General features: G+C 72.1%; 20 protein-coding genes. 14 read left to right on the top strand and 6 right to left on the bottom strand.

Translation table 11 applies throughout. The features are described from left to right. Positions 1-7 precede the first annotated feature (7 nt). Genes ACLBXO_RS09790 through ACLBXO_RS09775 form a run of 4 tightly spaced genes read right to left on the bottom strand, consistent with a single transcriptional unit; the run spans position 8 to position 3,510 of the window. Positions 8-922 carry a polysaccharide deacetylase family protein gene (locus ACLBXO_RS09790; RefSeq protein ID WP_447685258.1) on the bottom strand — a complete coding sequence of 305 codons (915 nt, stop codon included), beginning with the start codon at positions 920-922 and terminating at the stop codon, positions 8-10. After that, positions 922-1,704, bottom strand: a complete 783-nt coding sequence (locus ACLBXO_RS09785) for an ABC transporter ATP-binding protein (RefSeq protein WP_331313197.1) — start codon at positions 1,702-1,704, stop codon at positions 922-924. The genes ACLBXO_RS09790 and ACLBXO_RS09785 overlap by 1 nt, the downstream gene beginning before the upstream one ends. After that, the gene (locus ACLBXO_RS09780; protein WP_447685257.1) at positions 1,697-2,563 is read right to left on the bottom strand and encodes an ABC transporter permease; all 867 of its coding nucleotides are present in this window, start codon (positions 2,561-2,563) and stop codon (positions 1,697-1,699) included. Before ACLBXO_RS09780 ends, ACLBXO_RS09785 begins: the two co-directional genes overlap by 8 nt. After that, a complete protein-coding gene (locus tag ACLBXO_RS09775; RefSeq protein WP_020091228.1) occupies positions 2,560-3,510 on the bottom strand; it encodes an ABC transporter substrate-binding protein in 951 nt (316 codons plus the stop codon). The genes ACLBXO_RS09780 and ACLBXO_RS09775 overlap by 4 nt, the downstream gene beginning before the upstream one ends. A 117-nt stretch (positions 3,511-3,627) precedes the next feature. Here ACLBXO_RS09775 and ACLBXO_RS09770 point away from each other — a divergent pair, with 117 nt between their 5' ends. Continuing rightward, positions 3,628-4,524, top strand: coding sequence for a LysR family transcriptional regulator (locus tag ACLBXO_RS09770; RefSeq protein WP_287080272.1), 897 nt, complete (start codon positions 3,628-3,630; stop codon positions 4,522-4,524). A gap of 60 nt (positions 4,525-4,584) precedes the next feature. Here the strand turns inward: ACLBXO_RS09770 and ACLBXO_RS09765 are convergent, their stop codons facing one another. Continuing rightward, positions 4,585-6,162, bottom strand: a complete 1,578-nt coding sequence (locus ACLBXO_RS09765; protein WP_447685256.1) for a winged helix-turn-helix domain-containing protein — start codon at positions 6,160-6,162, stop codon at positions 4,585-4,587. 203 nt (positions 6,163-6,365) lie between these two features. Here ACLBXO_RS09765 and ACLBXO_RS09760 point away from each other — a divergent pair, with 203 nt between their 5' ends. From ACLBXO_RS09760 to phnE (ACLBXO_RS09735), 6 genes are all read left to right on the top strand, one after another. Next, positions 6,366-7,415, top strand: a complete 1,050-nt coding sequence (locus ACLBXO_RS09760; protein ID WP_447685255.1) for an alpha/beta fold hydrolase — start codon at positions 6,366-6,368, stop codon at positions 7,413-7,415. A 65-nt stretch (positions 7,416-7,480) separates the two neighbouring features. Beyond that, on the top strand, positions 7,481-7,993 hold the full coding sequence (locus ACLBXO_RS09755; protein ID WP_447685254.1) for a cytochrome P460 family protein: 513 nt from the start codon (positions 7,481-7,483) through the stop codon (positions 7,991-7,993). A 187-nt stretch (positions 7,994-8,180) separates the two neighbouring features. Then, the gene (gene phnD / locus ACLBXO_RS09750) at positions 8,181-9,203 is read left to right on the top strand and encodes a phosphate/phosphite/phosphonate ABC transporter substrate-binding protein (RefSeq protein ID WP_447685253.1); all 1,023 of its coding nucleotides are present in this window, start codon (positions 8,181-8,183) and stop codon (positions 9,201-9,203) included. Then, positions 9,203-10,033 carry a phosphonate ABC transporter ATP-binding protein gene (gene phnC / locus ACLBXO_RS09745; RefSeq protein ID WP_331313203.1) on the top strand — a complete coding sequence of 277 codons (831 nt, stop codon included), beginning with the start codon at positions 9,203-9,205 and terminating at the stop codon, positions 10,031-10,033. The genes phnD and phnC overlap by 1 nt, the downstream gene beginning before the upstream one ends. Further along, entirely contained in the window at positions 10,030-10,839 is an 810-nt protein-coding gene (gene phnE / locus ACLBXO_RS09740) for a phosphonate ABC transporter, permease protein PhnE (RefSeq protein WP_447685252.1), read from the top strand. Before phnC ends, phnE (ACLBXO_RS09740) begins: the two co-directional genes overlap by 4 nt. Next, the gene (phnE, locus tag ACLBXO_RS09735; protein WP_447685251.1) at positions 10,836-11,651 is read left to right on the top strand and encodes a phosphonate ABC transporter, permease protein PhnE; all 816 of its coding nucleotides are present in this window, start codon (positions 10,836-10,838) and stop codon (positions 11,649-11,651) included. The genes phnE (ACLBXO_RS09740) and phnE (ACLBXO_RS09735) overlap by 4 nt, the downstream gene beginning before the upstream one ends. Positions 11,652-11,663: 12 nt before the next feature. On the opposite strand, the gene ACLBXO_RS09730 is transcribed toward phnE (ACLBXO_RS09735), so the two are convergent. Then, entirely contained in the window at positions 11,664-13,085 is a 1,422-nt protein-coding gene (locus tag ACLBXO_RS09730) for a M20 family metallopeptidase (protein WP_447685250.1), read from the bottom strand. A gap of 329 nt (positions 13,086-13,414) precedes the next feature. On the opposite strand from ACLBXO_RS09730, the gene ACLBXO_RS09725 reads away from it, so the two are divergent. From ACLBXO_RS09725 to ACLBXO_RS09695, 7 genes are all read left to right on the top strand, one after another. Continuing rightward, positions 13,415-15,205: a peptide ABC transporter substrate-binding protein gene (locus ACLBXO_RS09725; protein ID WP_447685249.1), complete on the top strand. Its 1,791-nt coding sequence runs from the start codon at positions 13,415-13,417 to the stop codon at positions 15,203-15,205. A 19-nt stretch (positions 15,206-15,224) separates the two neighbouring features. Then, positions 15,225-16,184, top strand: a complete 960-nt coding sequence (locus ACLBXO_RS09720) for an ABC transporter permease (RefSeq protein ID WP_331313208.1) — start codon at positions 15,225-15,227, stop codon at positions 16,182-16,184. Then, a complete protein-coding gene (locus ACLBXO_RS09715) occupies positions 16,150-17,082 on the top strand; it encodes an ABC transporter permease (protein WP_331313209.1) in 933 nt (310 codons plus the stop codon). Before ACLBXO_RS09720 ends, ACLBXO_RS09715 begins: the two co-directional genes overlap by 35 nt. A gap of 2 nt (positions 17,083-17,084) precedes the next feature. Continuing rightward, complete coding sequence (locus ACLBXO_RS09710; RefSeq protein ID WP_447685248.1) at positions 17,085-18,944, top strand: ABC transporter ATP-binding protein; 1,860 nt, start codon at positions 17,085-17,087, stop codon at positions 18,942-18,944. 184 nt (positions 18,945-19,128) lie between these two features. Continuing rightward, positions 19,129-19,683, top strand: a complete 555-nt coding sequence (locus tag ACLBXO_RS09705; RefSeq protein ID WP_020091215.1) for a SiaB family protein kinase — start codon at positions 19,129-19,131, stop codon at positions 19,681-19,683. Positions 19,684-19,696: 13 nt separating this feature from the next. After that, positions 19,697-20,086: a DUF1987 domain-containing protein gene (locus ACLBXO_RS09700; RefSeq protein WP_012321503.1), complete on the top strand. Its 390-nt coding sequence runs from the start codon at positions 19,697-19,699 to the stop codon at positions 20,084-20,086. Continuing rightward, the gene (locus tag ACLBXO_RS09695) at positions 20,083-20,928 is read left to right on the top strand and encodes a GGDEF domain-containing protein (RefSeq protein WP_447685247.1); all 846 of its coding nucleotides are present in this window, start codon (positions 20,083-20,085) and stop codon (positions 20,926-20,928) included. Before ACLBXO_RS09700 ends, ACLBXO_RS09695 begins: the two co-directional genes overlap by 4 nt. Positions 20,929-20,955 lie beyond the last annotated feature (27 nt).

Below are 20,955 nucleotides of genomic sequence, written 5' to 3'. Positions count from 1 at the left end.
GGACGGCTCAGGACGCGTCGCCGGTGGCGCGGTACCAGTCGAGGATCTCGGTCCCCTGCATGAACACCGCGTCGCTGCGCGCCAGGATGGCGTCGAGCAGCCGCTCCAGCAGGCCGATCCGGTGCGGGACGCCGGTGATGTAGGGGTGGATCGCGAAGCTCATCACCTTGGCGCCGCCGAGCGGGCCGGCGCCGGCGGCCTCGGCGGCGAGCCGGTCGAGATGGGCGAGCGCCCGCTCCACGAACTCGTCGGCCCGATGGTGCTGGATGGCCAGAAGCGGGATGTCATTGAGCTCGACCGAGTAGGGGAGGGCGACGAGGTCGCCCGTGCGCGTCGCCACCCGGCAGGGGCGGTCGTCGACCACGAAGTCGCCGACGTACGCGAGGCCGGCCGCGCGCAGGTGGTCGGGCGTGTCGAGGGTCTCGGTGAGGCCCGGTCCCAGCCAGCCGCGCGGCGGGCGCCCCGTGATCTCGGTGATCGCGGCGATCGTGCGGGCGATCATCTCGGGCTGGTCCGCGACCTTGTGGGTCGGGACCTGGTGGAAGCCGTGGGCCATGAATTCCCAGCCGGCCGCGTGGGCGGCCTCGGCAATGCGGGGATAGGCCGTGCAGACCGAGCCGTTGATCGACAGCGTCGGGCGGATTCCGCGGCGCTCGAACGCCTCGAGGAAGCGCCAGAACCCGACCCGCATCCCGTACTCGTGCCACGCCCAGTTCGGGATGTCCGGCAGCAGGCTGGCCGCGGTCGGCGGCACCAGGATCTGGCGCGGCATCGGGTTATCGATCAGCCAGTGCTCGACGTTGACCACCGGCCAGACGGCGACGTGCTTGCCCCCGGGCAGGGTCAGGCGCGGCCGGTCCACGGCGGCGCGGTAGGCGAGGCGATTCTCGGGCCGGCGGGGATCGTCGGGCGCGGTGTCCATCAGGCGGCGGCCCGCGGGGCGTGGTGGCTGTGGAGCTGGGCCGCGAGCATCCGGCGCAGGTCGTTGAAGGCCGGGCTCGACACGTCGCGCCGCCGCGGCAGCTCGACCGGGTGGATCGCCTCGATCCGGCCGGGGCCGGGCGACATCATCACGATGCGGTCCGCGAGGAAGATCGCCTCCTCGATGGCGTGGGTGACGAACAGGATCGTCAGCCCCGTCCGCGACCAGAGGTCGAGCAGCTCGTCCTGCAGGCGCTCGCGAGTCATGGCGTCGAGCGCCCCGAAGGGCTCGTCCATCAGCACGACCTCGGCCTCGTTGGCGAGCACCCGGGCGATGGCGACACGCTGCTTCATCCCGCCCGAGAGCTGGTGCGGGTAGGCGTCGGCGAAGGCCTGGAGGCCGACCAGGGCGACATAGCGCTCAGCGATGTCGCGCACCTCGGCGGCGGGCCGCCCGCGGGATTTCGGGCCGAAGCCGATATTGTCGCGCACGCTGAGCCAGGGGAACAGGCCGTAATCCTGGAAGACCATGCCGCGGCTCGGTCCCGGCCCGGCGATCGGTTTGCCCCACATCAGGGCTTCCCCGGCGCTCGGCGCCTCGAAGCCGGCGGCGACCCGCAGCAGCGTCGACTTCCCGCAGCCCGAGGCGCCGAGCAGGCAGACGAATTCGCCCCGGGCGACCGTGAGGTTCGCCTCGCGCAGGGCCTCGGTCCGGCGCCCGCCCGCCGCGTAGGTCTTGGAGACCCCCCTCATGTCGAGGATCGGGATCGTGGGGTCAGCCATGGGTGGGGCTCCAGGCGAGCAGCCGGCGGCCGAGCTGCATGACCAGCCAGTCGGAGACGAAGCCCGCGACTCCGATCACCGCCATGCCGCAGATCACGATCTCGGTGCGCGAGAGCTGGCGCGCCTCCATGATGATCGCGCCGAGGCCGGTCTGGACGCCGGTCATCTCGCCGACCACGATCACCACCCAGGCGAAGCCCAGCCCCAGCCTCAGGCCGGTGAAGATCGACGGCAGCGCCGCCGGCAGCACCACGCGGACGAACTGCGCCGGCCCGGTGCAGCCGAGCATCGCGGCCGCCTCGAACAGGCGCGGCTCCACCGAGCGGACCCCGAACACGGTGTTGACCAGGATCGGGTAGAACGCCCCGAGGAATACGAGGAAGAAGGCCGAGCGCGGCCCCAGGCCGAACAGGATCATGGCGAGCGGCAGCCATGCGGTGACCGGCACGGGCCGCAGCACCTGCAGGACGGGGTCGAGCAGCGCCCGGATCAGGGGCACGCGGCCGATCAGCAGGCCGAGCGGCAGGGCGGCCGCGGCCGCCAGCGCGAAGCCGCCATAGACCCGGCTCAGCGAGGCCGCGAGATGGGTCCAGAGCGTGCCGCTGAAGGCGTCGTCGTTGACGCCGCCGACGGCGAGGTCCCGCATCTCGGCCCAGACCTCCGCGGGCGGCGGGATCAGGCTGTAGGGCCGGCCCGCGGTGGTGACCTGCCAGACCGCGACGAGCGCGGCCGGCACCACGCAGGCGAGCGCCAGCCGGCGCAGGTGGGCGAGCCCGGGCCCGGGCCCGGATCCGGCCCGGCGGGCGGGCGCCGGCGTCACCGCCGCCGGCAGGGCGCCGGCCTCGATGCCGGTGCTCACGCCCGCCCCAGCGCGTCGACGAAGCGGGTGTCGATGAAGCCGGGCTCCGGCAGCCGCTTGATCTGCTTGAGCGCGAGCATGTGCTGCGCGTAGGCGTCGGCCTGCCGGATCTCGTTCGGCCCGAGGCGCCAGGTCAGCTCGACGTTCGGGGCCGAGAGCTCGAGCGCCTCGCGCTTCTGCCCGAGCTTCGCCACCGCCATGGCGATCATCGCGTCGCGGTCGCCGGCCGCGAAGTCCGTCGCCTTGCGGTGGATCTCCAGCATGGTCCGGACGAGGTCCGGCCGCTCGGCCAACGTGTCGCGGTGGGCGCCGAACACCATGTTCAGCGCGCCCATCTCGGTGCCGTAGGGGTACTCGACGAGCTGGCCGACGCCCGAGGCGAGGCTGACGCCGGGGCCCGGCTCGGCGCCGACATAGGCGTCGACGTCGCCGCGGGCGAGCGCGATGTGCATCTCCGAGAACGAGACGCGCACCGGGGTGATGTCCTTCACGGACAGGCCCTCCATGCGCATCCGCTCCAGGACGAAGACCTCCTGGGTGCTGCCGGGCCAGATCGCGACGCGCTTGCCGCGCAGGTCCTTGATGGCGTGGATGTCGGAGCCCTTCTTGGCGATCACCGCCATCCCGCGGTTGCAGGTGGAAGCGATCACCACGAGCGGCTCGCCGGCGGCGGCGCCCAGCGTCGCGGCGGCGATGCCGAAGGTGCCGAAATCCACCGACTTGGTGACCACGGCGTTCTTGCACTCGGTCGGGCTCTCGAAGGGCACCACCTCCACGTTCACCCCGGGCGGGGTGAAGCGCGCGTAGAAGCTCGGCGCGATCGAGTGGATCAGTTTGAGCGAGCCCATCCGGATCGTGACGGGCGCGCCCTGGGCGCGGGCCCGGGCCAGGGGTCCGAGGGCGAGGCCGGCCCCGAGACCGGCCAGGAGGGTGCGGCGGCGGATCATCGAACGGCTCCTGAAGGGTCCCGATGTGCCGACGCTACGGGCGGCGCCTGTTGCGAGGAAGTGCTATTTTCTGAGCGTGCTGTTGCCTCGCGGGCAACGGCCGGGCAGGGTGTGGGCGTGAAGCACCTGCGCACCGTCACCTACGTCGCCGAAGTCGCCCGCGCCGGCTCGATCCGGCGCGCTGCGGAGCGGCTGAATCTGACGCCCTCGGCCCTGACGCGGCAGATCCAGGATCTCGAATACGAGCTCGGCACGCCGATCTTCGAGCGCCTGCCGCAGGGCATGCGGCTCAACGCGGCCGGCGAGCTCTTCGCGCGGCACATCCGCGACCAAGCGGCGGACCTCGACCGGGTCCGGTCGCAGATCGCCGATCTGTCGGGGGTGCGCCGGGGTCACGTGGCGCTCGCCTGCAGCCAGGCCTTCGTCACCCAGGTGGTGCCTGAGGAGGTCGAGGCCTACCGCGCCCGCTTCCCGCAGGTCGGCTTCACCGTGCAGGTCCGCGACCATGCCCAGGCGGTCACCGCGCTCGCGGCCTTCGAGGCCGACCTCGCCCTGATCCTGCAGCCGCCGCCCTCGGCGGAGCTGCACCCGCTCTATTCCGGCCACCAGACCCTGTGCGCGCTGATGCGCCGGGGCCACGCGCTGGCGGCGGAGAGCGGGCCGGTGCGGCTGCGCGACTGTCTCGCGCACGCCCTGGCGCTGCCCGACCGATCGCTGGCCATCCGCCACCACATCGAGCACGCGCTGGCCCGGCGGGGCGTCGAGCTGCGGCCGGTCGTGGAGTCGGGCTCGCTGGAGTTCCTGCGCAACCTCACCCTGCGGGAGGACGTGGTCAGCCTGCAGGTGCCCAGCGGCATCCCGGAGGATCCGCGCCTGCACAGCCGGCCGATCGACACCCGCGACCTCACCCCGATGACGCTGGTCCTGGCGCAGCTGCGCGGGCGCTCGCTTTCGGTGGCCGCCGCCAAGTTCGCCGATCAGCTCGTCGTCCGGCTGAACCGCGAAGGGGCCTGACCGGGAAGAGGCCTGACCGGGAAGAGGCCTCACCGGGACGGGGCCTGACCGGCGCCCCGCTCAGGCGGGCAGGCCGGCTTCGGCCAGCGCCGCCGCGTATCGCTGCCCCAGGGCGGCGACCGGGAAGGGGATCCGCGCCAGGAAGCCCGAGACCGTCAATCCGGGCTCGATCGCCAGGAGCTCGGCGACCGCCTGCCGGGCGCGCTCCGGCTGGCCGAGCCCGACATGGGCCACGGCGAGCGCCCGCAGGGCGACGGCGAAGCGCCGGTTCTGCGCCAGCGCCCGCTCGGCCCACCGGATCGCCTCGGGATAGTCGGCCTCGCTGACCGCCGCGACCGCCATCACGCCCGACATCAGCCAGCCGCGCGGATCCCGCGGGTTGAGCTGCAGCGCCCGCTCGACCATGGCGCGCCCCGCCTCCGCGCGGCCGCACATGGTCTCGATCCAGCCCGCGAGGGTGAGCGCCAGGGCCGAGTTCGGGTTGACGAGCAGCGCGCGGCCGAACAGGTCGCGCGCCCGGTCCCGCCCGGTCTCCGACATGTTCCAGACCGCGAAGGCCGCCATCCACAGCACCTGCGCGTCCCCGGGCGCGCGCTCGACCGCGCCCCAGGCCAGCCGCACGGCCGCCGCACGCTCCGCGTCGCCCTGCGCGATCCAGCCCTGGACATGGCACTGCGCCCGGCAATAGGCCGCCGCGGCCATCGCCGGTGCGTAGCCCGGATCGAGCGCCAGGGCCTCGTCCAGGTGATCGAGCGCGGCCGCCATGCCGGCGGCGGTGAAGTCGGCCAGCCGGGCATTGGCCCGGAGCAGCCGGTCGTAGGCGTCCGGATGGGCCGGCGCGTCGCGGCCGAGCCGGCCGATCTCCGCCAGCTGGAGGGTGGGCTCGATCGCGGCGGCGGCGCGCGCGGCGACCCGCTCCTGCAGGGCGAAGACGTCGTCGAGCCCGCCGTCGAAGCTGTCGGCCCAGAGATGGGCGCCGGTCCCGGCATCGACCAACTGGCCGGTGATCCGCAGGCGCGACCCGCCGCGGCGCACGCTGCCGGCGACCACGTAGCCGACGCCGAGCTCCTGCCCGACCCGGCGCACGTCGATCGCCGCGCCCCGGTAGGTGAAGGTCGAGTTGCGCGCGATCACGAACAGGCCGCTGACGCGGGACAGCGCCGTGATGATCTCCTCGGTGATCCCGTCGGCGAAGTAGGCCTGCTCCGGATCCGCGCTCATGTTGGTGAAGGGCAGGACCGCCACCGCGGGCAGGCGCGGCCCGGTGCGCCACGTGACGCCCGGCTCCGCCGCGTCTTCCGGAGCGATCCCGGGCGAGACCTCCGATGCGGCCTCCCGCACGGCGCCGACGAAGCGCACCCCCTTGCGCGGGAGCGTCCGGATCCAGCGCTGATCGGCTCCGGTGTCGCCGATCGCCGTCCGGGCCGCGTTGATCCGGCTGCCGAGGGTCGCCTCGGAGACGAGGCGCCCGTTCCAGACCGCCTCCAGCAGGTCGTCGCGGCTGACCACCCGGTCGCGCCGCTCGATCAGCACCCGCAGGAGGTCGAAGACCTGCGGCTCGACGGCGATCTCGGCGCCGTCCCGGCTGAGCTCGCGCCGGGCGGCATCGAGGGTGAAGGGTCCGAACCGGTAGATCACGGGGCGTTCCTGGGCGGGGCCATGTCCGCGTTCCGCGCCCTGCTCACCGAACCGGTCTCCGCGGCGGAGGGCGCTCTAGCACGGGCCCGGGCGGGCATAAATCATGGGCCTCTGAAGGTGTCCTCAAGGCCCTCTCAAAGCGCGGTGTCGAGCATCGGGATAGGTTTCGCTCCATCGAAGTCTTTCCGACGAGGGAGCCGTCCATGGCCCGCGAGATCGATCCCGACACAGCCGCCTGGAGCCGCCGCCGCCTCCTGAAGAGCGCGGTGGCCACCGCCGCCCTCGCCGAGCTCGGCCTCGGCGGGACCGCGCGGGCGCAGGGTGCCCCGGCACCCGGCGCCCCGGTCCCCGGCGCCATGCCGGGCGTCCTGAAGCAGGTCGAGGCCGGCGTGCTCGACGTCGGCTACGTCGAGGCCGGTCCCGCCGACGGACCGGCGGTCATCCTGCTTCACGGCTGGCCCTACGACATCCACGCCTTCGCGGAGGTCGTGCCGATCCTCGCGGCGACCGGGCACCGGGTGATCGTGCCGTACCTGCGCGGCTACGGCACCACCCGCTTCCTGGCGTCGGACACGGTCCGGAACGGCGAGCAGGCGGCACTCGCGGTGGACGTCATCGCCCTGATGGACGCCCTGAAGATCCCCCAGGCCGTCCTGGGCGGCTTCGACTGGGGCGCGCGGACGGCCGACATCGTCGCGGCGCTGTGGCCGGAGCGCTGCCGGGCGCTGGTGGCGGTCAGCGGCTACCTGATCGGCAACCAAGAGGTCGGCAAGAAGCCGCTGCCGCCGCGGGCCGAGCTGTCCTGGTGGTACCAATTCTACTTCGCCACCAGCCGGGGACGGGCCGGCTACGAGGCCTACCGCGCCGACTTCGCCAAGCTGATCTGGCAAACCGCCTCGCCGCGCTGGCGCTTCGACGACGCCACCTTCGCGCGGAGCGCCCCGGCCCTCGACAACCCGGATCACGTCAGCATCGTCATCCACAATTACCGCTGGCGGATGGGCCTCGCCGAGGGCGAGCGCCGGTACGACGCGCTGGAGAGCCGCCTCGCGCAGGCGCCCACGATCGGCGTGCCGACCATCACCCTGGAGGGCGACGCGAACGGCGCCCCGCATCCGGACCCCGCCAGCTACGCGGCCAAGTTCACCGGGCGCTACGCGCACCGGCTGATCACCGGTGGGATCGGCCACAACCTCCCGCAGGAGGCCCCGCGCGCCTTCGCGCAGGCCGTGATCGACGCGGCCGCGGCCTGACCGCGCCGGCGCGGCCGGATCATCCCCGGACACACGATCATCCCGAGACGATGACGGAGGTTGCCATGCGGTTCCTGGCTGTCGCGCTGCCGGCCCTGCTCGCTGGCGGCCTGCTTCTGGAAGGCTCCGCGGCGCGCGCCGTGGATCCCGGGACCGCCCCGTCGGCCTCGCCGATCTACGGCGTCACCGTCCCGGACGGGTACCGCGACTGGCAGCTCGTCGGCGTCGCGCAGGAGACCGGGGCCCTCGACGAGCTGCGCGCCGTCGTCGGCAACGCGCGGGCGCTCGACGCCTATCGGTCCGGCACCCTGCCGTTCCCGGACGGGACGGTGCTGGTGAAGCGCGCCTGGTCCCGGGTGCCGTCCGCGGAGTTCGCCCCGGCCTTCGTGCCCGGCGACGCCACGACGGTCCAGGTCATGGTGAAGGATTCGCGGCGCTACGCGGCGACGGGGGGCTGGGGGTTCGGCCGCTTCGTCGACGGCAAGCCCGCGGACGCGGCCCAGCACGAGACCTGCTTCGCCTGCCACAGCGCGAATGTCCGGGACCACGACTACGTGTTCACGCGGCTCGCGCCCTGACGCGGGCCGCCGCCCGGACGGCCGCGGCGGCCTGTCAGCGCGCCGCTTCCCTCAACTTCCGCTCGATGCCGCGCCTTGCGTCTCCCGTCAGCCGGCGCCTACACCTTTGCCGGCTCAAGCTCGGCCCGGACCGGGCGGGGACATGACGGCGCCGGCCCGAGGCACGGCCCCGCAGGGAGGATAGCGCGTGACGATCGCCCGATATGGCGCAGCCCTGGCGCTGCTCTGCGGCTTCGGTTCCCTCTCGCCCCTCAGGGCCGACGAGTGCCCCAATCGCGGCCAGCTCGACGACGCCTACTGCGACGTCAACAAGGACCTCGTCGCCGATGTCCCGGCCAAGACCCGCGACCCGAGCGTGATCGTCTTCGCCTACACGCCGGTGGAGGACCCCGCGGTCTACGAGAACTCGTTCAAGCCGTTCACGACCTACCTGAGCCAGTGCACCGGCAAGCGCGTCGTCTACTACCCGGTCCAGTCGAACTCGGCCGAGATCGAGGCGATGCGCTCCGGCCGGCTCACGGTGGCGGGCTTCTCGACCGGGCCCCTCGGCTTCGCCGTCAACATGGCCGGCGCGGTCCCGTTCGCCGCCAAGGGCACCGAGAAGGGGCCTGAGGGCTACAACCTCATCGTCGTGGTCAAGGCGAGCAGCCCGTACAAGACGCTGGCCGACCTCAAGGGCAAGCGCGTGGCCCACACGGCGCCGTCGTCGAATTCCGGCAACCTCGCGCCCAAGGCGCTGTTCCCCGAGCAGGGGCTGAAGCCCGGCGAGGACTACAAGCTCATCTACTCGGGCGGCCACGACAAGTCGGCGCTGGGCGTCGGCACCGGAGACTACGACGCCGCCCCGGTGGCCTCGGACGTGTTCTACCGGATGGTCGCCCGCGGCACGATCAAGGGCGACGATTACCGGGTGATCTACACGAGCGAGAAGTTCCCGACCTCGGGCTTCGCCTACGCCCACGATCTGAAGCCGGAACTCGCCGAGAAGCTGAAGCAGTGCTTCTACGATTTCCGGTTCCCGCCCGACATGGTCAAGGATTTCGAGGGCGACGACCGGTTCGCGCCGATCACCTACCTCAAGGACTGGGCGATCGTCCGCAAGGTCGCGGAGGAATCGGGCACGCCGTACAACAAGGTCGCTTACGAGCGCGAGGCCGCCCGCGAGGCCGAGGCGGTCCGCAAGAAGGCCGCGGGCGCACCCAAACCGTGATGCAAGCGGTGACGGCGGGGAGTGCGGCGCGCGCGGTCGCGGCCGGACCCGAGGGCGATCCCCGGGCGGAGGATCCCCGCGCCCTGGTGATCCGCGGGCTGACCAAGGCGTACCGGGCCGGCCAGCCGGTCCTGAAGGGTATCGACCTCGTGGTGCCGGGCACCGGGCTCACGGCGATCATCGGGCCGTCCGGCACCGGCAAGAGCACCCTGATCCGCTGCATCAACCGGCTGGTCCAGCCGACCTCGGGGGAGATCCTGTTCCGCGGGGAGGACCTCGCCCGGCTCTCCGGCCCCGCCCTGCGCCGGGCGCGGCGCCGGATCGGGATGGTGTTCCAGGAGTACAATCTGGTCGAGCGCCTCTCGGTGATGGAGAACCTGCTCTGCGGCCGCCTCGGCTACGTGCCGGCGTGGCGCGCGTGGCTGCGGCGCTTCCCGGAGGCGGACGTCGCCCGCGCCTTCGACCTCCTCGACGCGGTCGGCCTAGCGGGCTTCGCCACCCGCCGGGCCGACGCCCTGTCGGGCGGGCAGCGCCAGCGCGTCGGCATCGCCCGGGCGATCATGCAGGAGCCCGAGATCGTGCTCGCCGACGAGCCGACCTCGTCCCTCGACCCGAAGAGCTCCGTCGAGATCATGGAGATCCTGTCCCGGCTCGCGGCCGAGCGCGGCGTACCGGTGGTGGTCAACATCCACAACGTGGCGCTCGCCCAGCGCTTCGCCGCCCGGGTCGTCGGCATGTCGGGCGGGCACGTGGTCTATGACGGGCCGCCGGACCGGCTGAGCGAGGCCGACCTGCGCGGCATCTACGGCGGCGAGAACTGGCTCGAATGAGCGCGCCCGCCCGCCCGGCCTCCCCGGACGCTTCCCCCGACCGCGTCGCGTTCCGGCCCAACTGGACCGCCCGCGCCGGCTGGGCGCTCCTCGCCGTCTACGCGGTCTACGCGGCGACCCAGCTCGGCTTCTCGCCCGAGCGCTTCGCCGGCGGCCTCGCCCACGGGCAGCGATTCCTGGCCCGGATGTTCCCGCCGAACTTCTCCCGCTGGGAGCTGATCCAGTCGGGGATCCTCGAGAGCCTGCAGATCGCCGTGATCGCCACGGTGGTCGGCATCGCGGTCGCCCTGCCGATCGGCTTCCTGGCGGCCCGCAACCTGATGCCGCCCTGGGTGACGTGGCCGACCCGCATCCTGATCGCGCTCTGCCGGTCGTTCCACCCGATCATCGTGGCGATCCTGTTCGTGAAGGCGATCGGGTTCGGGGCGCTCGCCGGCGTCATGGCGCTGATCGTCGCCTCGGTGGGCTTCATCGCCAAGCTGTTCGCCGAGGCGATCGAGGAGATCTCCCTGAAGCAGGTCGAGGCGGTGCGGGCGACCGGCGCCAGCTTCCTGTCGACCCTGATCATGGGCGTGCAACCACAGGTGCTGCCGCGCTTCATCGGCTTCGCCACCTACCAGCTCGATTCCAACCTGCGGAACTCGACCATGGTGGGCATCGTCGGCGGCGGCGGCATCGGCGCGACGCTGTTCACCGCCTACCAGCGCTTCGACTTCGACGTGGTGCTGGCGATCCTGATCGTCATCGTCGCCCTGATCATGGTGGCCGAGATCGTCTCCGGCTGGGCCCGCAAGGTGTTCCAGTGAGCGTCGCCGTCGCGTCCGCTCCCGCCCCTCCGCGCCGCTGGCAGCGCTTCCCCCTGTGGAAGCGACTGGCGCGGCTCGCCTTCACGCTCTGCGCGGTGGCGGCCTTCGTGGCGAGCCTGCGCACCATCGAGGTGATCCCGGAATTCCTCTACGACGCCCCCGACCAGCTCGCCGACCTGTTCGGCCGGATGTGGCCGATGGATGCCGGCTACGTCGGGCCGACCCTGCGGGCGCTGGTGGAGACGCTCCACATCGCGACGCTCGGCACCCTGATCGCCATCGCGATCGCGGTGCCGATCGGGCTGATGGCGGCCCGCAACGTCACGCCCAACCGCGCGCTGAACCTCTTCGCCAAGTTCGTGTTCGTGACCTCGCGCTCGGTGAATTCCCTGGTCTGGGCGCTGCTGTTCGTGGCGGTGTTCGGACCGGGGCCGCTCGCCGGGACCCTGGCGATCGCGCTCCGCTCCGTCGGCTTCACCGGCAAGCTGTTCGCCGAGGCGCTGGAGGAGGCCAATCACGGCTCGATCGAGGCCCTGCAGGCCGCGGGCGCCGGCCGGATGTCGACGCTGCTGCTCGGCTACTGGCCGCAGGTGAAGCCGGCCTTCTGGTCGATCGCGCTGTTCCGCTGGGACATCAACATCCGCGAATCCGCCGTGCTGGGGCTGGTCGGCGCGGGCGGCATCGGCGTCGCGCTCGATACCGCCCTGAACCTGCTCTACTGGGACCAGGTTGCCGTGGTGCTCGCCGCGATCTTCGGCGTCGTCATCCTGGCCGAGATCGTCGTGACGGCGCTCCGCGCCCGGACACTCTGAGCCGCCACCCCGTCAGCGCCCCAGCGACATGCCGAGGGGCGGCTCGACCTCCGGCGGCAGCGGCGAGACGTAGCCCGCCGCGCCGACCCGGCAGGCGAGGTCCGCCTTGGCGGCGTCGCGCAGGGCCGCGTCGGTCACCGCCCGGGCGCCGGTCGCGGCCATCGCCTTGGCGACCTGCACCATCGCCTTGTGAGCCGCCGGGGTCTTGCCCTGCGCCACCACCTGCCAGGTGTGGAACGGCGTGCCGATCGCCACCGTGGGCGCGTGGGCCTGGACGGTCGGCACGACCCAGCTGACGTCGCCGACGTCGGTGGAGCCCACCGCCGGGTTGCGCGGCGCGTCGAGGGGCACGAGGAAATCGGCGAGCGGTGCCTCGGTGCGGGGCATCCCGATGGCGCGGAACACGGCATCGATGTCGCCGTCGGTGAGCGTCGCCCGGATCTTGCCGGCGAAGGCCCGGTCGGCTTCGTCGAAATGCGGCGGTCCGAGCTCCTCCATCACGCCGTGCAGCGCCCGCTCCAGGGGATCGTTGCCCAGCAGGTTCGACACCGCGCTGACGATCCGCACCTCGACGGCGGTCTCGGTCATCAGGGCGGCGCCCTCGGCGATCTTCTTCACCCGCTCGACCAGCGCCAGCATGCCCGGCAGGTCGCGGGCCCGGATCGAGTAGCGCACCGTCGCGCCGGCCTGAACGACGTTCGGCGCGATGCCGCCGGCGTCGAGATAGGCGTAATGCACCCGCGCGTCGGACGGCATGTGCTCGCGCATGTAGTTCACGCCGACGCTCATCAGCTCGACCGCGTCCAGCGCCGAGCGCCCGAGATGGGGCGCGGCCGCCGCGTGGGCGGTGCGGCCGGTGAAGACGAAGTCGGCCCGGGTGTTGGCGAGCGCCACCGGCGGCGCCACCTCCCAGAAGCTGCCCGGATGCCAGGTGATCGCGATGTCGGCATCCGCGAAAGCGCCGGCGCGGACCATGAACGCCTTGGCGGCGCCGCCTTCCTCCGCGGGACAGCCGTAGTAGCGCACGCGGCCGGGCGTGCCGGTCTCGGCGAGCCAGTCCTTCAGGGCGGTGGCGGCGAGCAGCGCGGCCGAGCCGAGGAGGTTGTGCCCGCAGCCGTGGCCGTGGCCGCCCGCCTCCACCGGCCGGTGCTCGGCGACGCCCGCCTCCTGCGACAGGCCCGGGAGGGCGTCGTACTCGCCCAAGAAGGCGATGACCGGCCCGCCGTCCCCGGCCTCGCCCATCACGGCGGTGGGGATGCCGGCGACCGCTTCCGTGACCCGGAAGCCCTGGTGGCGCAGCTCGGCGACGTGCTCGGCGCAGGAGCGCTCTTCCGTGTAGCAGACCTCCGGCATGCCCCAGACCCGCTCGGACAGGGCGATCAGTCGCTCCGACTGCGCGTCGACGTGGCGCCACACGGCGTTGCGGTTGTCCATCGTGTCGTCTCCGGGAAGGCCGGTGGTCGGCTTCGCGCCACCATAGCGGGCTCGGCGCCGTCATCGCGAGCGCAGCGAAGCGACCCAGGGTTGCGCGCCCTCGGGAAGCGTGGCGCTGCTGGATCGCTTCGCTCCGCTCGCAAAGACGGTGGTGTGGCGCTTCGGGCAGAGTGCCGCATCGGGTCCGCGGACGCAGAGCCGCGGCCATCCGACCATCCGGATCGGATCCCCGACATCACGTTTCGGTTGAACCGTCACTGGCCCGCCCCTTGCCAAGGCCGCCACCGGAATGTTGCTGTGCCGCGCGTGGCGGTCAACGGGATGCGTACATGGACGAGCGGGATCTGCGCGGCCTCATCGGGCGGGTGAAGGACGGCCGCCTGTCGCGGCGCGCCTTCGTGCAGCGGATGGTGGCCGCCGGCCTCACCGCGCCGATGGCCGGTCTGATGCTGGCCGGGAACGGCGTCGCGATGGCGGCCGATATCCGGGCCGGCTACAAGCCGGCCAAGGCCGGCGGCGGCGGCGCACTCAAGCTGCTCTGGTGGCAGGCGCCGACCCTGATCAACCCGCATTTCGCCGTCGGCACCAAGGACCAGGACGCGTCGCGGATCTTCTACGAGCCGCTCGCCGCCTGGGATCCGGACGGCAACCTCGTGCCGGTGCTCGCCGCCTCGATCCCGTCCAAGGAGAACGGCGCGCTCGCCGTCGACGGCCGCTCGGTGGTCTGGACGCTCAAGCCGGGCGTCAAGTGGCACGACGGCAAGCCGCTCACCGCCGACGACCTAGTCTTCACCTGGGAATATGCCCGCGACCCCGCCACCGCGGCGGTGACGGCCGGCTCCTACAAGGATTGCAAGGTCGAGAAGATCGACGACCTCAGCGTTCGGGTCCTGTTCGACAAGCCGACGCCCTACTGGTGCGACGCTTACGTCGGCATCGTCGGGATGGTGCTGCCCAAGCACCTGTTCGGGCCCTACAGCGGCGCCAAGTCCCGGGACGCGCCCCAGAACCTCGCCCCGGTGGGCACCGGCCCGTACCGGTTCGTGGAGTTCCGGCCCGGCGACATCGTCCGCGGCGCGCTTAACCCCGACTACCACCTGCCGAACCGGCCCTACTTCGACACGGTCGAGATGAAGGGCGGCGGCGACGCGGTCTCGGCCGCCCGGGCCGTGCTCCAGACCGGCGAGTACGACTACGCCTGGAACATGCTGATCGAGGACGAGGTGCTGAAGCGCCTGGAGACCGGCGGCAAGGGCCGGGTCGACGTGGTCTACGGCGGCAAGCTCGAGTTCCTGCTCCTCAACGCCGCCGACCCGAACGTCGAGGTGGACGGCGAGCGCGCCGCGATCACCACCAAGCACCCCGCCTTCTCCGACCCGAAGGTGTGCCAGGCGATGAACCTGCTGGTCGACCGCAAGTCGATCCAGACCTACATCTACGGACGCACCGGCAAGCCCACCGCCAACACGGTCAACGGCCCGGAGCGCTTCGTCTCGAAGACCACGAGCTTCGCCTTCGACCCGGCCAAGGCCAACGCGCTCCTCGACGAGGCCGGCTGGACGAAGGGCTCCGACGGCATCCGCGCCAAGGACGGCAAGAAGCTCAAGCTCCTCTTCCAGACCTCGATCAACGCCCCGCGCCAGAAGACCCAGGCGATCATCAAGCAGGCGGCCGCCAAGGCCGGCATCGAGATCGAGCTGAAATCGGTGACCGGCTCGGTGTTCTTCTCCTCCGACCCGGCCAACCCCGACACCTGCACGCATTTCTACGCCGACATGGAGATGTACGCCTACAGCATGACGCAGGCCGATCCGGCGATCTGGCTGCTCATGTACGCCTCCTGGGAGGTGGCCCAGAAGGCCAACAAGTGGCAGGGCCGCAACGTCGTGCGCTGGCGCAACGCCGCCTACGACGAGGCCTACAGCGCCGCCCAGAGCGAGCTCGACCCGGTCAAGCGGGCGGCCCTCCTGATCAAGTGCAACGACCTCGCGGTCTCCGAGAACGTGCTGCCGCTGATCCACCGCGCCGAGGTCTCGGCGGTGGGCGCGACGCTCACGGCGCCCCGCAGCGGCTGGGACAACGACCTGTCGTTCCTGCCCGACTGGTACCGGGAGGCCTGAGCGGCAGGGGAAGCGCCCGATGGGCGCCTACATCCTGCGACGCCTCCTGATCGCGATCCCGAGCCTGCTCGGCATCAGCCTGATCCTGTTCACCGTCCTGGCGCTCGCGCCGGGCGACCCGTTCGGCGAGCTCGCCAGCAACCCGAACGTGCCCCCCGAGGTCCGGGCGGCGCTCCGCGTCAAGTTCGGCCTCGATGACCCGATCCTCACCCGCTACCTGCACTGGCTCACCGCCATGCTGCAGGGCGACTGGGGCTTCTCGTTCGCGAGCCGGGTCAACGTCGACACGCTGATCCTGCAGCGGCTGCCCACGACCCTGTTCGTGGTCGGCTCCTCGCAGGTCCTGGCGCTGCTGATCGCCGTGCCGGTGGGCCTCTACGCCGCGCGCCGGCCCTACTCGCTCGCCGACCAGGTCGCCAACACCCTGGCCTTCGTGGGCTTCTCGCTGCCGACCTTCTTCACCGGCCTGCTGTTCATCCTGCTGTTCTCGATCAAGCTCGGCTGGCTGCCCTTCGTCTACCAGGCCGACCTGCCGGGCTCCGGCCTGCCCTGGATCTGGGCGAATGTCCGACAGGCGATCATGCCGGTGGCGGTGCTGGGCTTCTTCCAGGCCGCCTCCTACACCCGGTACGTGCGCGCCTCGGCACTGGACGTCGCCCGCCTCGACTACGTCACCACGGCCCGCGCCAAGGGCCTGACCGAAGGCACGGTGACCCGCCGGCACATCGCCCGCAATGCGCTGATCCCGGTGGTGACGCTCGTCGCCCTCCAGATCCCGGCGGTGTTCGGCGGCGCCATCGTCACCGAGCAGATCTTCCGGATCCCCGGCATCGGCTCGCTGCTGATCGACGCCATGCTGGCCAACGACACACCGGTGGTGATGGCCGTGACCTTCGTGTTCGCCGGCCTCGTCATCCTGTTCAACCTCGTCGCGGACCTGCTCTATGGCTGGCTCGACCCTCGCATCGCCCTCCGATGAGGCGGTGCCCGTCGCCCGCGCGCCGGCCTCGCCGGGGCGGGAGACGTGGCGGCGCTTCCGGCGGCACCGGCTGGCGCTCGCCAGCGTCGGCGTGCTGGCGCTCCTCGTCGCCGGCGTGGTGTTCGGCGGCCTGATCTGGCCGGTCGCCATCGACGACATCGACTTCGCGGCCCAGCTCCAGGGCCCGTCCTGGGACCACCCGTTCGGCACCGACGATCTCGGCCAGGACCTGCTCGCCCGGATGATCTACGGCGGGCGGATCTCGCTCGCGGTCGGCTTCGCCGCGATGGCGGTGGCGAGCCTGATCGGCGTGCTGGTCGGCGCGCTCGCCGGCATGTCGCGCCGGTTCCTCGACCCGGTGCTGATGTGGCTGACCGACCTGTTCCTGTCCCTGCCGCAACTGCCGCTGCTGCTCCTCGTGATCTACCTGTTCCGCGACAGCCTGAAGGCCGTGTTCGGCAGTCAGGGCGGCGTGTTCCTGATGATCGTCGCGGTGATCGGGGGCCTGCGCTGGATGCCGGTCGCCCGGCTGGTGCGGGCGCAGTTCCTGAGCTTGCGCGAGAAGGAGTTCGTGGAGGCGGCCCGCTCGCAGGGGGCGACGACCGGGCACCTCGTGCGCCGCCACATCCTGCCGAACGCGCTGGGACCGGTGATCGTGGCGGCCTCGATCGAGGTCTCGTCCGCGATCATCGCGGAATCGACGCTGTCCTTCCTGGGGCTCGGCTTCCCGCCCGACATCCCGACCTGGGGGCGGCTGCTGTTCGACGCCAAGGACCACCTCGACGTCGCGCCGCACTGGGCGCTGTTTCCCGGCGGCGCGATCTTCCTGACGGTGCTGTCGATCAACTTCATCGGCGACGGTTTGCGCGACGCCCTCGATCCGCGGCGGGTCCTCTAGCGATGGCAGATCCGGTGGACCCGATCCTCTCGGTCTCCGACCTCACCGTGTCCTTCCGCTCGGACGGGCGCTGGCGCGAGGTCGTGCACGGCGTCTCGTTCGACGTGGGCCCCCGCGAGACCGTGGCCCTCGTCGGCGAATCCGGCTCGGGCAAGAGCGTCAGCGCCCTGTCGATCCTGCGCCTCCTGCCGCGGGACGCGAGCCGGATCGGCGGGCGCGTGCGCTTCGCCGGTCGCGAGCTCCTCGCCGCCCCCGAGGCCGAGATGCGCCGGGTGCGCGGCGATTCCATCGCGATGATCTTCCAGGAGCCGATGACCTCCCTGAACCCGGTCCTGACGATCGGCTTCCAGATCGCCGAGGCGCTGATCCGGCACCGGGGCCTGTCGCGGTCCGCCGCCGAGGCGGAGGCGCTGCGGCTCCTCGACAAGGTCCGGATCCCGGCCGCCCGGTCGCGCCTGCACGAGTACCCGCACCGCTTCTCGGGCGGCATGCGCCAGCGGGTGATGATCGCCATGGCGCTCGCCTGCCGGCCGAAGCTCCTCATCGCCGACGAGCCGACCACGGCGCTCGACGTCACGATCCAGGCCCAGATCCTCGACCTCATCAAGAGCCTGCAGGACGAGGAGGGCATGTCGGTCCTGTTCATCACCCACGACATGGGGGTGGTCGCCGAGATCGCCGACCGCACCGTGGTGATGTACCGGGGCCGCGCCGTGGAGGCCGGCCCGACCGCGCGGATCTTCGACGCCCCCGCCGAGCCCTACACGCGGGCGCTGCTCGCCGCGGTCCCGCGCCTCGGGACCATGGCGGGCCGCCCCCGCCCGATGCGCTTCCCGGTGGTCGACCGGGCCACCGGCCTGGCGGCGCCGACGCCCGAGACGCCCGACACCGTCCGGGCCGCCGAGCGCCCGGTGCTGGAGGTGCGCGACCTGACCACCCGGTTCGACATCCGCTCCGGCCTCCTCGGCCGCGTGACCGGCCGCGTCCACGCGGTGGAGCGGGTCTCGTTCAGCCTCGCGGCCGGCGAGACCCTGGCGCTCGTCGGCGAATCCGGCTGCGGCAAGTCCACCACCGGCCGGTCGATCCTGCGCCTCGTCGAGCCGCTCTCGGGCTCGGTCCTGCTCGACGGCGAGGATGTCACCGGCCTCGATCCGAAGACCCTGCGCGCCCGCCGCCAGCGCATGCAGATGATCTTCCAGGACCCGTTCGCCAGCCTCGACCCGCGCCTGAGCGTCGGCGCGGCGGTGGCGGAGCCGCTGCTGATCAACCGCCTCGCGCCGCCCCGCGAGGCCCGGCGGCGGGCGGAGGACCTGCTGGCCCGGGTCGGGCTTCCCCCCGAGACCGCCGGGCGCTTCCCGCACGAGTTCTCCGGCGGCCAGCGCCAGCGCATCTGCATCGCCCGGGCACTCGCCCTGAATCCCCGCCTGATCGTCGCCGACGAGGCGGTCTCGGCGCTCGACGTCTCGGTGAAGGCGCAGGTCGTGAACCTGATGCTCGACCTCCAGGCGGAGTTCGGCCTCGCCTACCTGTTCATCTCGCACGACATCGCGGTGGTGGAGCGGGTGAGCCACCGGGTGGCGGTGATGTATCTCGGCGAGATCGTGGAGATCGGCCCCCGGGCCGCGATCTTCGGCGACCCGCGGCACCCCTACACCAAGAAGCTTCTGGCCGCCGTGCCGGTCCCGGACCCGGCCCGGCGCGGCGAGCGGCACGCCCTGCCGGACGACGAGATCCGCAGCCCGATCCGCGCGCCCGACTACGTGGCGCCGGAGCGGCTCTACCGGGAGGTCGCGCCCGGCCACGTCGTGCAGGACTGCGGCGACGACTGGGACGCGGGTTCCCGCCAGGGCGCGGCCGCCTGAAGCCGGCGGCCCGGAAGCACGCCCGGCGACGGGACCCATCGTAAAGCTTGCGGTTGTGCTCGATATACGTGCAATCTTGCTCAGAAAGCGATCAGTACCAGTAAGAAATCTTTGATTATTTCCGCATTAAAGTAGGCGCTACACACGCGGTGTGTTGCCGCGATCGAGCGTTCGAGAGGCTTCCTTGCGCGCGAGCGATTTCAGATCCTTCCACGAGGCGTCGAAGCGCAGCGGCGTGATCCTGTCGTTCGGCGGAGATCTCTCGGAGAACATCCTGTTCTCGCTCGGGGAAGTGCTGAAGCTGCGCATGCGGCACGAGGAGACCGACGCCGCGGTCGCCAAGCGCGTCTTCTCGATCTTCGTCGAGCAGGCCCAGAACGTGATCCGCTACTCGGCCGACAAGGTCGCGCCCGCCGAGCCGCCGGGCCCCGCCCGGGTCAGCGCCGGCATGATCGCCGTCGGCACCGAGGAGGGGCGGTTCTTCGTGGTCTGCGGCAACGAGGTCGGCAGGACCGAGGTGCCGCGGCTGCGCGAGCGGCTCGACGAGATCGCCACCCTGTCGAGCGACGAGCTCAGGAAGGTCTACCGCGAGAAGCTGCGCCAGCCGCCGGACGAGGGCAGCCTCGGCGGCAGCATCGGACTGATCGAGATCGCCCGCCGGTCGAGCGCCCCAGTCGAGTACGACTTCCAGGATCTGGGCGCGGAGCGCAGCCTGTTCTGCCTCAAAGCCTTCATCTGAGGATCGCACGGACATGGACCGCATCACGCTGCCCCGGACCGAGCGCTCGCCCGAGGTCGATTTCGACTTCGCGTCGGGACGGCTCGTCCTGCGCGGCGAATCCTACCCGGAGGACGCCGCCGCGTTCTTCGGCCCGCTGCTGCAGGCCCTGCGCGGTCACCTCGCGGCGACCGAGGCGAGTCCGATCACCTTCGACGTCGCGCTCGCCTACTTCAACTCGTCGAGCGCCAAGGCGCTGATGAATCTGTTCATGCCGCTCGAGGACGCCGCCGCCGAGGGGCGCCCGGTGACGATCCGCTGGATGTTCGGCGCCGACGACGACGTGATCCAGGAGGCCGGCGAGGATTTCGCCGCCGACTTCGCGCACGCCCGGTTCGAGATGATCGCGAGCGTCCCCGCGTGAGCCCGCACCGGGCGCCGGCCCACGATCTCCTGTCCGAGCCCGCGGACGCCTTCAGCCTGTTCGACACCGAGGAGGCCGTCCTCGGCCGGTCCGAGGTGATGCTGGCCCGCCTCGCCGAGGTCGGTGACGGGGTGCGCGAGCTCGCCGGCGCCTACCGGCGCAGCTACCACGAGCAGCGCCGGCTGGTGCGGCTCAGCGACCGGATGCAGCTCGACCTGCACCGCGCCAACCAGCGCCTCGCCGAGCAGCAGCGCGCCCTGCGCCACCTCAACGACGCCCTCTCGGCCGAGATCGAGCACCGGGCACGCCTCGAGGGCGAACTCCGCCGCCTCGCCGACACCGACCACCTCACCGACGCCCTGTCGCGCCGGCGCTTCCTGCAGATCTGCGAGGAGGTCTGGGCCCGGACCCAGTCGGGCGACACGCCGTCCAGCGTGCTGATGCTCGACCTCGACCGCTTCAAGCTGATCAACGACCGCTACGGCCACAGCGCGGGCGACACGGTCCTCAAGGCCTTCGTCGAGACCTGCCGCGACAGCCTGCGCGCGGTCGACGTGATCGGCCGCATGGGCGGCGAGGAATTCGCCATCCTCGTCACCGGCACCGTGATGGCCGAGGCGCAGGTCATCGCCGAGGCGCTCCGCCGCGCGGTCGCGCAGCGGCCGGTGCGCCTGGAGCACGGGCCGCTGCCGATCTCGGTGAGCATCGGCCTCGCGGCGTTCGGCCCGAGCGAGTCGATGTCGGCGACGCTGCGGCGGGCCGACGCGGCGCTCTACGCCGCCAAGCATGCCGGTCGCGACTGCGTGCGCTGCGCGGCAGAGCCGGGCGCGTCCCTGACCTGAGGCGCCGCCCGTCCCTCGCGCGGAACC

The organism is Methylobacterium sp. C33D (assembly GCF_053345825.1).
Note: the sequence above shows the minus strand (reverse complement) of the source record. Positions and strands in the feature narration are given on the sequence as shown.

What these genes read in the sequence shown, in the direction of transcription:
- ACLBXO_RS09790 (WP_447685258.1), bottom strand. Translation starts at nt 922, where the DNA reads ATGGACACCGCGCCCGACGATCCCCGCCGGCCCGAGAATCGCCTCGCC.
- ACLBXO_RS09785 (WP_331313197.1), bottom strand. Translation starts at nt 1,704, where the DNA reads ATGGCTGACCCCACGATCCCGATCCTCGACATGAGGGGGGTCTCCAAG.
- ACLBXO_RS09775 (WP_020091228.1), bottom strand. Translation starts at nt 3,510, where the DNA reads ATGATCCGCCGCCGCACCCTCCTGGCCGGTCTCGGGGCCGGCCTCGCC.
- ACLBXO_RS09760 (WP_447685255.1), top strand. Translation starts at nt 6,366, where the DNA reads ATGGCCCGCGAGATCGATCCCGACACAGCCGCCTGGAGCCGCCGCCGC.
- ACLBXO_RS09755 (WP_447685254.1), top strand. Translation starts at nt 7,481, where the DNA reads ATGCGGTTCCTGGCTGTCGCGCTGCCGGCCCTGCTCGCTGGCGGCCTG.
- phnC (WP_331313203.1), top strand. Translation starts at nt 9,203, where the DNA reads ATGCAAGCGGTGACGGCGGGGAGTGCGGCGCGCGCGGTCGCGGCCGGA.
- phnE (WP_447685252.1), top strand. Translation starts at nt 10,030, where the DNA reads ATGAGCGCGCCCGCCCGCCCGGCCTCCCCGGACGCTTCCCCCGACCGC.
- ACLBXO_RS09730 (WP_447685250.1), bottom strand. Translation starts at nt 13,085, where the DNA reads ATGGACAACCGCAACGCCGTGTGGCGCCACGTCGACGCGCAGTCGGAG.
- ACLBXO_RS09725 (WP_447685249.1), top strand. Translation starts at nt 13,415, where the DNA reads ATGGACGAGCGGGATCTGCGCGGCCTCATCGGGCGGGTGAAGGACGGC.
- ACLBXO_RS09720 (WP_331313208.1), top strand. Translation starts at nt 15,225, where the DNA reads ATGGGCGCCTACATCCTGCGACGCCTCCTGATCGCGATCCCGAGCCTG.
- ACLBXO_RS09715 (WP_331313209.1), top strand. Translation starts at nt 16,150, where the DNA reads ATGGCTGGCTCGACCCTCGCATCGCCCTCCGATGAGGCGGTGCCCGTC.
- ACLBXO_RS09710 (WP_447685248.1), top strand. Translation starts at nt 17,085, where the DNA reads ATGGCAGATCCGGTGGACCCGATCCTCTCGGTCTCCGACCTCACCGTG.
- ACLBXO_RS09700 (WP_012321503.1), top strand. Translation starts at nt 19,697, where the DNA reads ATGGACCGCATCACGCTGCCCCGGACCGAGCGCTCGCCCGAGGTCGAT.